Source organism: Acetatifactor sp. (assembly GCF_982438285.1).
Window position 1 is genome coordinate 1 of the sequence record NZ_CEWDFQ010000083.1, and the last position, 10,423, is coordinate 10,423.

A 10,423-nucleotide genomic window follows, 5' to 3' on the forward strand; every position below is an offset into this window, starting at 1 on the left:
TTATTCAGTTGTAACACATGTATTGTAAACCTACAAAACAACCCTGAAGATTTTTCGGTTACGATTGAAAAAATGGAGTCTTTGTGCTATACTTTATAGTTACGTTGGACTCTTTTTAAGTTAAGAAGGGAGTCCGTACAATGGGAAAAAATTTAAAAGGCAAAGAGTGTGGAAAAGGTATTTGCCAAAGAAAGGACGGTTTATATTTCACACGATTTTATAGTAAGGATGGCAGACGGCAGGAAAGATATTTTGAAACTTTGCCGGAAGCGAAAAACTGGCTTGCTGACGCGAGATACGAAGAACGTCACTGTATAATTGTCACTGCACCAGATATGACAGTAGACAAGTGGTTCGATTATTGGATTGGGAATATCGTTTGTGACCTTGCTCCGAATACGAAAAGAAATTATAGAGAGCGTTACAAATGGAATATTCAACCCGTAATTGGAGCTATGTGTATAGGCGACGTAAAGCCCATGCACTGTAAAGCGGTTTTAAATCGAATGGAAACAACCTATGCAGGCTCAACTATCCGACAGGCTTACATCACAATGGGAACCCTGTTTAAATCAGCAGTTATGAATGATATTATCGCAAAACACCCTATGAACGGTGTCCGATACACAAAACCCGTTCGGGCGGTAGATGATATTAAATATTTAACGGTTGATGAACAAGAGAAATTCCTTGAAGTGGCAAAGCGTTCCCACAATTATAGACAATACGCCCTATTGTTGGAAACGGGATTGAGAACGGCTGAATTGATTGGGCTGACATGGGATTCCATAGATTGGAAGAAACGTACTTTGACCGTGAACAAAAGTTTAGAGTATCGGCATAAGCAAGGTTACTGGCGGGCAGGGCCACCTAAAACGAAAAAAAGCTATCGAACCATTCCACTTACTGAAAAGGCATATTCCATTCTTAAAAGCTGTTATGACGAAAAAGACAGCCGAAAAGAAGCCGAAACGCTATCGCAAGTGTTAGAATACACAGACAGCCGAACGGGAGAAAAGAAGTGCCTTATCATGCACGATTTGGTTTTTATCAACTGGCGAACAGGTGAACCCGCAAAGAACAGCTCCTATGACACACATCTTTATAAGTTGTGTGATGAAGCCGGGATAAAACGCTTCTGTATGCACGCGTTACGTCATACTTATGCCACCCGCGCGATTGAACGCGGTATGCAGCCAAAAGTCTTGCAGCAATTATTAGGTCATGCAAGTATTAAAACAACTATGGACAGATATGTTCATGTTACGGACGAATCACTGGTAAAAGCTGTTCAGCTTTTTGAAGCAGCTACGCCCGCCAGTTAAGAAAAAAGGGCGTAAACAAAATAAAGAGAAAGGCAGAAAGCCCGTAAAACCAAGGCTTTCTGGATAGGTAAAGATAGATATGAAATTAGGAATCGTCGGTCTGCCCAACGTGGGAAAAAGCACACTGTTTAATTCTCTGACGAAGGCGGGAGCGGAATCTGCAAATTATCCTTTCTGCACCATCGATCCCAACGTGGGTGTGGTGGCGGTGCCGGACGAACGGCTGAAGCTGCTGGGGGATATGTATCAGTCAAAGAAGGTGACGCCGGCAGTGATAGAGTTTGTGGATATCGCCGGTCTTGTAAAGGGAGCATCCAAGGGAGAGGGGCTTGGCAACCAGTTTTTAAGCAATATCCGAGAGGTGGATGCCATTGTGCATGTGGTGCGCTGCTTTGAGGACAGCAATGTGATTCATGTGGATGGCAGCGTGGACCCTCTGCGCGACATTGAAACTATAAATCTTGAGCTGATTTTTTCGGATTTGGAGATTTTGGAGCGCAGATATGCCAAGGTATCCAAAACGGCCAGAATGGACAAAACCCTTGGGAAGGAGCTTGCCCTTTTGGAGCGCATAAGAGAGCATTTAGAGAGCGGCAGAATGGCAAAGAGCATGACTGTAGAGGATGAGGACGAGCTTGCCCTGCTGCGCTCCTACAACCTGCTTACATATAAGCCGGTGATTTATGCGGCCAATGTGTCAGAGGAGGATCTGGCTGACGACGGGGCCTCCAATGAAATGGTAGAAAAGGTGCGGGAATTTGCTGCGGGAGAAAACAGTGAGGTGTTTGTGATCTGCGCGCAGATTGAGCAGGAGATTGCGGAGCTGGATGAGGAAGAAAAGTCCATGTTTCTTGAGGAACTGGGCCTGAAGCAGTCGGGATTGGAGAAGCTGATCCAGGCAAGCTATTCCCTCCTTGGCCTGATCAGCTACCTGACGGCGGGGGAGGATGAAACCAGAGCGTGGACCATCAAGGCCGGAACCAGGGCGCCCCAGGCGGCGGGCAAAATCCATTCCGACTTTGAGCGTGGCTTTATCAAGGCTGAGGTAGTAAATTATGAGGACCTGCTGGAACAAGGCTCCTTGTCTGCGGCCAGGGAAAAGGGTCTGGTGCGGATGGAGGGCAAGGACTATGTGGTGCAGGATGGGGATGTGATCCTGTTCCGCTTTAACGTATGATAGACGTTTGCGAAACTCGCTCCGTGGTATCAGAAACTGGACGTAATAACCAAAATAAGGGTGACTAGCCACTGCTTCGGAACCCGTTTTTGGTTATTATGACCAGGTTCATGACTTTGTCAGCGAGTTTCCCAATTACCTATTTATCGTGTGACACAGAAAAGAGGATTTGTCTATGAATGCAGGAGATATTGCCTTTCCCCATCTGGGGATATACTTGGAAAACGTGCCGAAATCATTTACCGTGTTTGGATTTTCCATTGCTTTTTACGGTGTGATTATAGGCATCGGGGTGCTGGCCGGCATACTGATGGCGGTCCACCAGGCCAAGATAACGGGACAGAATCCGGATGTATATTGGGATTTTGCCATTTATGCCGTGATTTTTTCCGTGATTGGCGCGCGTCTTTATTACGTGATCTTTTCCTGGGATAACTATAAGAATGATCTGCTCAGTATTTTCAATACCAGAAAGGGAGGCATGGCCATCTACGGGGGCGTCATTGCAGCCTTTCTCACGCTTTTTATTTATTGTAGGGTAAAGAAGCTAAATCCCTTTCAGATGGGGGATACCTGTGTGCCGGGGCTGATTCTGGGACAGATCATCGGACGCTGGGGGAACTTTATGAACAGAGAGGCCTTTGGAGAGTATACGGACAGCCTCTTTGCCATGCGCCTGCCCATGGAAGCGGTGCGGAGCAGTGATATTTCGGAGAATATTGCGGCGCATATTGTGGAAGGGACCAATTATATTCAGGTGCATCCCACCTTTCTTTACGAGAGCGCCTGGAATCTGATGATCCTGATCCTGATGCTCTGTTACAGAAAGCACAAAAAATTTCAGGGGGAAATGTGTCTGTTTTATCTGGGGGGCTATGGACTGGGGAGATTTTTCATTGAAGGTCTGCGCACGGATCAGCTGCTGATACCGGGGACGGATTTGGCCGTTTCCCAGATTCTGGCATTGTGTCTGCTTGTTTTTTCCGTGATTGCGGATGTAGCTATTCGGTTCAGGATAAATAAGAAAGAAAAACAAAAAAAATTTTAAGAAATCTTAAGAAAATAAAATGAGGCAAAAAAGACATATCTGGTAGAACGGATTTTTTGAACATACAATATCTTGTATAAAAGCGCCTTGCAGGCATCTGCAAGGCGCTTTTTTGCGCGCTTTGTGTCAAAACTTTCTGGTTGATTTGGCTTGTAAAATGCAGTATTTTATATTAAAATCAATAGTAAAAGTGGGTGGAAGTGGTACAAAGTGTCACAAAGTGGTAATATACATCTGCTTTTGACTGGTGGTGATGGTATGTTCATGAGCGAGTATAACCATACGGTAGACGCCAAGGGCCGCTTGATCATCCCCTCTAAATTCCGTGAAGCTCTGGGAGAAGAGTTTGTGGTTTCAAAGGGAATGGACGGCTGTCTGTTTGTGTACGCAAATGACGATTGGAACGCTTTTGAACAAAAACTGACCTCACTGCCATTAATTAATAAGGAAGCGAGACAGTTTGCACGATTCTTTCTGGCAGGAGCTGCCACGGTGGAATTGGACAAGCAGGGCAGAATACTATTGCCGGCAGCCTTAAGGGAGTTTGCCGGTTTGGATAAAGACGTAGTACTGGTTGGCGTGGGGAGCCGCATCGAAATCTGGAGCAAGGAAAAGTGGGAGGATATGAACGCAGATGCGGATATGGATGACATCGCCTCTGCCATGGAAGGACTGGGACTTACCATCTGATGACGGCAGATAAAAGGGAGGTGCCTATGGAATTTTCACATTATTCGGTGTTGCTTTCGGAAACGGTGGAAGGGCTGAACATAAACCCGGACGGCATCTACGTGGATGGCACTCTGGGAGGGGGCGGACATGCCCTGGAAATCTGCAGGCGCCTTAAGAGGGGGCATCTGTATGGCATTGATCAGGACGATGCAGCCATTGCAGCCGCAGAACGCAGGCTTTCAGAGTTTCAGGACAAGGTTACCATTCTCAGAGACAACTACTGCAATGCCAGAGCGGCGCTTTCGGCCTTGGGAGTAAAAAAGGTGGATGGAGTGGTGCTTGACTTAGGGGTTTCCTCCCATCAGTTTGACCAGGCGGACAGAGGATTTTCCTATCGGTTTGACGCCCCCCTGGACATGCGTATGGACAGACGAAAGAACCTGACGGCCAGAGACATCGTAAACAATTATTCAGAGCAGGAGCTTTTCCATATTATCAGGGATTACGGAGAGGACCCCTTTGCGAAGAATATTGCCAAGCATATTGTGAAGGCAAGAGAGCAGGGGCCTGTGGAGACCACCTATCAGCTCAACGAGATTATAAAGGCAGCCATCCCCGCGAAGATGCGGCAGAAGGGCCATCCCTCCAAGCAGACCTTTCAGGCCTTGCGCATTGAGTGCAACAGAGAGCTGGAGGTGCTTAAGAATTCTCTGGATGACTTTATTGATCTGCTGAATCCGGGAGGGAGGCTCTGCATTATTACCTTTCATTCCCTGGAGGACAGAATCGTCAAGACTGCATTTAAGAGAAATGAAAACCCCTGTACCTGCCCGCCGGAGTTTCCGGTGTGTGTGTGCGGGAAAAAATCCAGGGGAAAAGTAATCACGAGAAAACCCATTCTTCCCGGGGAGCAGGAGCTTTTGCAGAATGCGCGCTCTAAGAGTGCAAAGCTGAGAGTGTTTGAGAAGGGGAAGGAAGAAATATAGGCAAAAAGGCGGATGGTTGATATGGCGCAGACGGCAAGAAGAAACACAACCTATACAAACAGAAATAGAGGAACCGGACAGAAAACAGGAAGGGCACAGGGCTCTTATGTGTACGGAAATACTGCGCGTAAGCTTGATATACAAAGGCAGCTTGAAGAACAGCCCAAGAGACAGCTCAGCCATGAGGTCAGAAAGAACAGGGACAAGGCCAGACACATGAATTTTGGCTATGTGGTATTTTTGGTGGCAGCGCTGTGTGCGGCAGCTTTTGTTTTGGTGAATTACATACAGATGCAGGCGGAGCTTACAAACAAGGTAGAAAATATTGCATCCCTGGAGAGTGAGCTGAATTCCAAGAAACTTGCCAATGATGAGGAGTACAGCAGGATTACCAGCAGCGTGGATTTGGAGGAAATCAAGCGCGTGGCCATAGGGGAGCTGGGAATGACCTATGCGAAGGAGGGGCAGATTATCACGTATGCCGCAGAGGGAAATGACTCCATGCGCAAGGTGTCGGAAAGCGGTAATTAGAGGTGCATGGTGAAGGAACAAAAAGCAAAGAAACTACAGAAATTTTCCATAAAAATGCAGAAGAAGCTGGTGGTACTTTTCCTGTTTGTACTGCTGGCTTTTGCAGGCTTAAGCGTAAGGCTGATCTGGATTACCAGAGAAAATGGAACCCAGTATCAAAAGCAGGTGCTTTCCCAGCAGCGCTATGATTCCACCACAATTCCCTTCAGACGGGGAGATATTGTGGACGTCAAGGGCACAAAGCTGGCTGTCAGCGAAAAGGTGTACAACCTGGTCATTGACGCAAAGGTGATGCTGGACAGAGAGGAATATCTGGAGCCCACCCTGCAGGCCCTGGGAGAAAATTTTGATCTGGACATGAGCGCTATCAGAGAGTATGTGACTACCCATGAGAATTCCTCCTGGTATGTGCCCCTTCGCCAGCTTTCCTATGAGGAGATCAGCGGGTTTCAGGCGGCTGCCCTGGAAAACTCCAATATCAGGGGCGTGTGGTTTGAAGAGGAATACAAGAGAGTTTATCCCAATGGCTCCCTGGCGGCGGATGTGATTGGCTTTACCACCACCGATAACGTGGGAACCTACGGCCTGGAGGAGTATTATAACGATACGCTAAACGGCATCAACGGCAGAGAGTATGGTTATCTCAATGACGATTCTAATCTGGAGAGAACCATCAAGGCAGCAGTGGACGGAAATACCATACACAGCACACTGGATGCAAATATTCAGAGCATTGTGGAAAAATATTTAAAACAATTCAACGAAGAATACAAGGATGCGGTGCGGGAAGGAAACGGCGCAGAAAATCTGGGCTGCATTATCATGGAGGTGGACACGGGAAATATTCTGGCCATGGCAAGCTACCCCACCTATGATTTGAACGATGTGAGAAATACGGACAGTCTGCTGGGTTCCATCAAGGTGGAGCAGATCACCAACGCAAACGGATACTACGAGATTCACAAGACCGATACGGTGATCAATGAAGAGACCCTTGCCGCCATGAGCGAGGACGAAATTTATCTGAATCTGAATAATCTGTGGAAAAACTTCTGTATTACCACCACCTACGAGCCAGGCTCCACCGCAAAGCCCTTTACGGTGGCGGCGGCCCTTGAGGACGGTTCTATCACGGCAAACAGCACCTTTGAATGCAACGGCGCCCTGGAGGTGGGAGGACATAGGATCAAATGCCACAGCTACGCCAGGGGAGGGGACGGCATTGTAAGCGTTCAGGATTCCATAGCCTGGTCCTGCAATGTAGCCCTTATGAAAATCGGACAGGCAATGGGAGTGGAGGAATTCTGCAGATTCCAGCAGATATTTAACTTCGGGCTTAAGACAAATGTAGATCTGGCCGGGGAGGCAAGGACAGCCAGCCTGATTTATACAGCGGAGGATATGGGAAGTGCGGATCTGGCAACCAATTCCTTTGGGCAGAATTTTAACGTGACCATGATTCAAATGATCACAGGCTTTTGCTCCCTGATCAACGGCGGCTATTATTATGAGCCCCATATGGTGTATAAGGTTACCAATGCAAGCGGCGCTACCGTACAAAACATTGAGCCTCGGGTATTAAAGCAGGTGGTGTCCGAATCTACCTCGGAGTTAATCAGGCAGTACTGCCGGGCTGTTGTCATGGAGGAGGGCGGAAACCTGCGCACGGGAAAAACCGCCAGGCCTGCGGGCTATGCCATCGGGGGAAAGACGGGAACGGCGGAGACCATTGATGAAAACACGCATAAGCGTTCTGAGGACGAATATGTGGTTTCCTTTATCGGCTATGCCCCTGCGGATGACCCTGAGATTGCCATCTATGTGGTGGTGGACAGACCGAATGCCGAACAGCAGGATGACGCCAAATTTGCAACGGGCATCGTGAGAGATATTTTGACGGAAGTGCTTCCCTACCTGAATATTTTCATGACGGAGGAGCTGAGCGAGGCGGAGATTGCAGAGCTGAATGAGAAGCAGCTGGAGATCACCACTCAGTATACCCAGACGCCCGAGGAGGACGCTCTGGAGGATACCCAGGACGGGCAAAGCGGGGAGGAAAATCCCCAGGACGGTACGACAGAAGGGGAAAACGGGGAGGAGCCTGTGTGGATGAGCTATCCCGTTGACCCTGATACGGGATATCGGGTAAACCCTGAGACCGGACAGAAGATTGATGAAGAGACGGGAGAGGTAATCGACCCGGATGAGTCGGCGCTGGGGGCGGACGGGCCGGTAAATGAAAATCTGGTAAACCCGGACAGCGGCCAGGATACAGGAGAACCTTAAAAAGGAATCCCGGGCCAAAAGGTCATACGAAAGATTGAATAACCTCATAAAATTGGGAATACAGTGTATTAAAGCCCTTTTTATGAGGTTTCGTATGCTTACGAATAATAACAAAATATTTCATAGAAAAAAAATCACAGTGGTATTTTTCATCTGTGCCGGGGTATTTCTTCTTTTGTTTGCCAGATTGGTTTATCTGATGGTTTGGCGCGCCGACCATTATTCCCAGCTGGCGGATGAGCTGCACGAAAGAGAGCGGAGCATCAAGGCGGCCAGAGGAAGGATATTGGACCGCAATCAGACGGTGTTAGCGGATAATAAGACGGTCTGCACCGTATCTGTGATACATAATCAGGTGGAGGAGCCTGAGGAGGTGATCGAAGTACTCAGCAGAGAGCTTGGGCTGTCGGAGGAATACGTCAGGAAAAGAGTGGAGAAATATTCTTCCATTGAGCGCATCAAAAGCAATGTGGACAAAGACGTAGGAGACAAAATCCGGGAATATGATCTGGCCGGGGTGAAGGTGGATGAGGATTATAAGCGCTATTACCCCTATGGAGAGCTTGCCAGCAAGGTGCTTGGCTTTACAGGGGGAGACAATCAGGGAATCATCGGACTGGAGGTGGTTTATGAGGAAATTCTGAAGGGAGAACCGGGCACCATACTGACGGTGACAGATGCAAAGGGCATAGAGGTGGAAACCTCGGGAGAGCGGCGCATTGAACCCATAAACGGAAATGATCTTGTGATCAGCATGGATGTAAACATTCAGTCCTATGCCACCCAGCTGGCAAGGCAGGCCATGGCCGCCAAGGAGGCGGACAGTGTATCCATTCTGGTCATGAATCCAAAGAACGGGGAAATGCTGGCTATGGTGAATGTGCCTGAGTTTGATCTGAACGATCCCTACGAAATTTCAGATGCAGGAGAGAACCTGACTGATGAGGAAAAGCAGAATTTTTTGAATGCTGTCTGGAGAAACGGCTGTATCAACGATACCTATGAACCGGGCTCCACCTTCAAGATTATAACGGCTGCCGCAGGACTTGAGGAGGGGGTGGTGACACCGGAGAGCACCTTCAGCTGTCCTGGCTTTATTATGGTGGACGACAGGAAAATCCGTTGCCATAAGGTGGCCGGACATGGAGCGGAGACCTTTGTTCAGGCCACCATGAATTCCTGCAATCCCGTTTTTATCACTGTGGGGCTCAGGCTGGGGGTGGACAATTATTACAAGTACTTTGAACAGTTTGGCCTGATGCAGAAAACGGGAATCGACCTTCCCGGGGAGGCGGGGACTATCATGCACAAAAAGGAGGATATGGGAAATGTGGAGCTGGCGACGTCAGCCTTCGGCCAGTCCTTCCAGATTACTCCCATACAGCTGCTTACCACCGCTTCTTCTATTATAAATGGAGGAAACAGAGTGACGCCTCATTTTGGGGTAAAGACACTGAACGAGGAAGGAGAGGTGCTTTCGGTTTTGGAATATCCTGTGGCCGAAGGCATTGTGTCGGAGGAAACCAGCGCCATTATGAGAAATATGCTGGAAATGGTAGTGTCGGAGGGCTCCGGAAAAAACGGTAAAATCGAAGGCTTCCGCATCGGGGGAAAGACGGCCACCAGCCAGACCCTTCCCAGGAACAGCGGACGCTATATCGCTTCCTTTATCGGATTTGCACCTGCAGACGATCCACAGGTCATCGCCCTGGCCATCGTAAACAACCCTCAGGGCGTTTATTACGGAGGACAGGTGGCGGCGCCCATTGTACGCCAGCTTTTTGAAAATATTCTTCCGTATTTGGGGATAATGGGGTATAATCAATGAAAGGATCAGGCTATGAGCAATACCAGTGTTGTATCGGTGATCGTATCCTTTGCCATCAGCGCGGCGGCAGGACCGATTGTGATTCCTTTTTTACGAAAGTTAGGATGCGGCCAGACCGTCAGGGACGACGGGCCGAAAACACATCTGAAAAAAACAGGGACACCCACCATGGGCGGCATACTGATCCTCCTGAGTGTGGTGGTTACCACTCTCTTTTCCATAGAGGAATATCCAGAGACGGCGCCGGTTCTGTTTCTCACGGTAGGCTTCGGGCTGGTAGGCTTTCTGGATGATTATATCAAGGTGGTGTGCAGGCGTTCCACAGGTCTTTATCCCTGGCAGAAGCTGGCCGGGCAGGTGGCAGTGACGGGCATTTTTGCTTATTATCTGCTGCATTATACGGATGTGAGTCTTGCCATGCGTCTGCCCTGGATGCAGGGCAGATACCTGGATTTGGGTATCTGGAATCTGCCCCTCTTATTTTTTGTGGTTCTGGGAACCGTTAACGGTGCAAATTTTACGGATGGCCTGGATGGCCTGGCCGGTAGCGTAACCTTAATTATCGCTGTG

9 protein-coding genes are annotated in these 10,423 nt (G+C 48.5%); all 9 read left to right on the plus strand.

What is annotated here, in order from left to right; genetic code table 11:
• The first annotated feature begins 140 nt into the window (after positions 1 to 140).
• Positions 141 to 1,325, plus strand: coding sequence for a tyrosine-type recombinase/integrase (locus tag AC1WIP_RS05955; protein WP_481140966.1), 1,185 nt, complete (start codon positions 141 to 143; stop codon positions 1,323 to 1,325).
• Between the two features lie 79 nt (positions 1,326 to 1,404).
• Complete coding sequence (gene ychF, locus AC1WIP_RS05960) at positions 1,405 to 2,502, plus strand: redox-regulated ATPase YchF (protein ID WP_481140967.1); 1,098 nt, start codon at positions 1,405 to 1,407, stop codon at positions 2,500 to 2,502.
• Positions 2,503 to 2,677: 175 nt separating this feature from the next.
• Complete coding sequence (gene lgt, locus AC1WIP_RS05965) at positions 2,678 to 3,550, plus strand: prolipoprotein diacylglyceryl transferase (RefSeq protein WP_481140968.1); 873 nt, start codon at positions 2,678 to 2,680, stop codon at positions 3,548 to 3,550.
• A 258-nt stretch (positions 3,551 to 3,808) separates the two neighbouring features.
• Positions 3,809 to 4,240, plus strand: a complete 432-nt coding sequence (gene mraZ / locus AC1WIP_RS05970) for a division/cell wall cluster transcriptional repressor MraZ (protein WP_481140970.1) — start codon at positions 3,809 to 3,811, stop codon at positions 4,238 to 4,240.
• Positions 4,241 to 4,266: 26 nt separating this feature from the next.
• The gene (gene rsmH, locus AC1WIP_RS05975; RefSeq protein ID WP_481140972.1) at positions 4,267 to 5,208 is read left to right on the plus strand and encodes a 16S rRNA (cytosine(1402)-N(4))-methyltransferase RsmH; all 942 of its coding nucleotides are present in this window, start codon (positions 4,267 to 4,269) and stop codon (positions 5,206 to 5,208) included.
• Between the two features lie 21 nt (positions 5,209 to 5,229).
• The gene (locus tag AC1WIP_RS05980; protein WP_481140973.1) at positions 5,230 to 5,739 is read left to right on the plus strand and encodes a cell division protein FtsL; all 510 of its coding nucleotides are present in this window, start codon (positions 5,230 to 5,232) and stop codon (positions 5,737 to 5,739) included.
• A 6-nt stretch (positions 5,740 to 5,745) separates the two neighbouring features.
• On the plus strand, positions 5,746 to 8,025 hold the full coding sequence (locus AC1WIP_RS05985) for a penicillin-binding transpeptidase domain-containing protein (RefSeq protein ID WP_481140974.1): 2,280 nt from the start codon (positions 5,746 to 5,748) through the stop codon (positions 8,023 to 8,025).
• A gap of 94 nt (positions 8,026 to 8,119) precedes the next feature.
• The gene (locus AC1WIP_RS05990) at positions 8,120 to 9,853 is read left to right on the plus strand and encodes a peptidoglycan D,D-transpeptidase FtsI family protein (RefSeq protein ID WP_481140976.1); all 1,734 of its coding nucleotides are present in this window, start codon (positions 8,120 to 8,122) and stop codon (positions 9,851 to 9,853) included.
• Positions 9,854 to 9,865: 12 nt separating this feature from the next.
• A partial coding sequence (locus tag AC1WIP_RS05995; protein WP_481140977.1) for an MraY family glycosyltransferase occupies positions 9,866 to 10,423 on the plus strand: 558 nt, incomplete at its 3' end.

Coding starts and splice junctions, on each gene's coding strand:
- AC1WIP_RS05955 (WP_481140966.1), top strand. CDS start 141: ATGGGAAAAAATTTAAAAGGCAAAGAGTGTGGAAAAGGTATTTGCCAA.
- ychF (WP_481140967.1), top strand. CDS start 1,405: ATGAAATTAGGAATCGTCGGTCTGCCCAACGTGGGAAAAAGCACACTG.
- lgt (WP_481140968.1), top strand. CDS start 2,678: ATGAATGCAGGAGATATTGCCTTTCCCCATCTGGGGATATACTTGGAA.
- mraZ (WP_481140970.1), top strand. CDS start 3,809: ATGTTCATGAGCGAGTATAACCATACGGTAGACGCCAAGGGCCGCTTG.
- rsmH (WP_481140972.1), top strand. CDS start 4,267: ATGGAATTTTCACATTATTCGGTGTTGCTTTCGGAAACGGTGGAAGGG.
- AC1WIP_RS05980 (WP_481140973.1), top strand. CDS start 5,230: ATGGCGCAGACGGCAAGAAGAAACACAACCTATACAAACAGAAATAGA.
- AC1WIP_RS05985 (WP_481140974.1), top strand. CDS start 5,746: ATGGTGAAGGAACAAAAAGCAAAGAAACTACAGAAATTTTCCATAAAA.
- AC1WIP_RS05990 (WP_481140976.1), top strand. CDS start 8,120: ATGCTTACGAATAATAACAAAATATTTCATAGAAAAAAAATCACAGTG.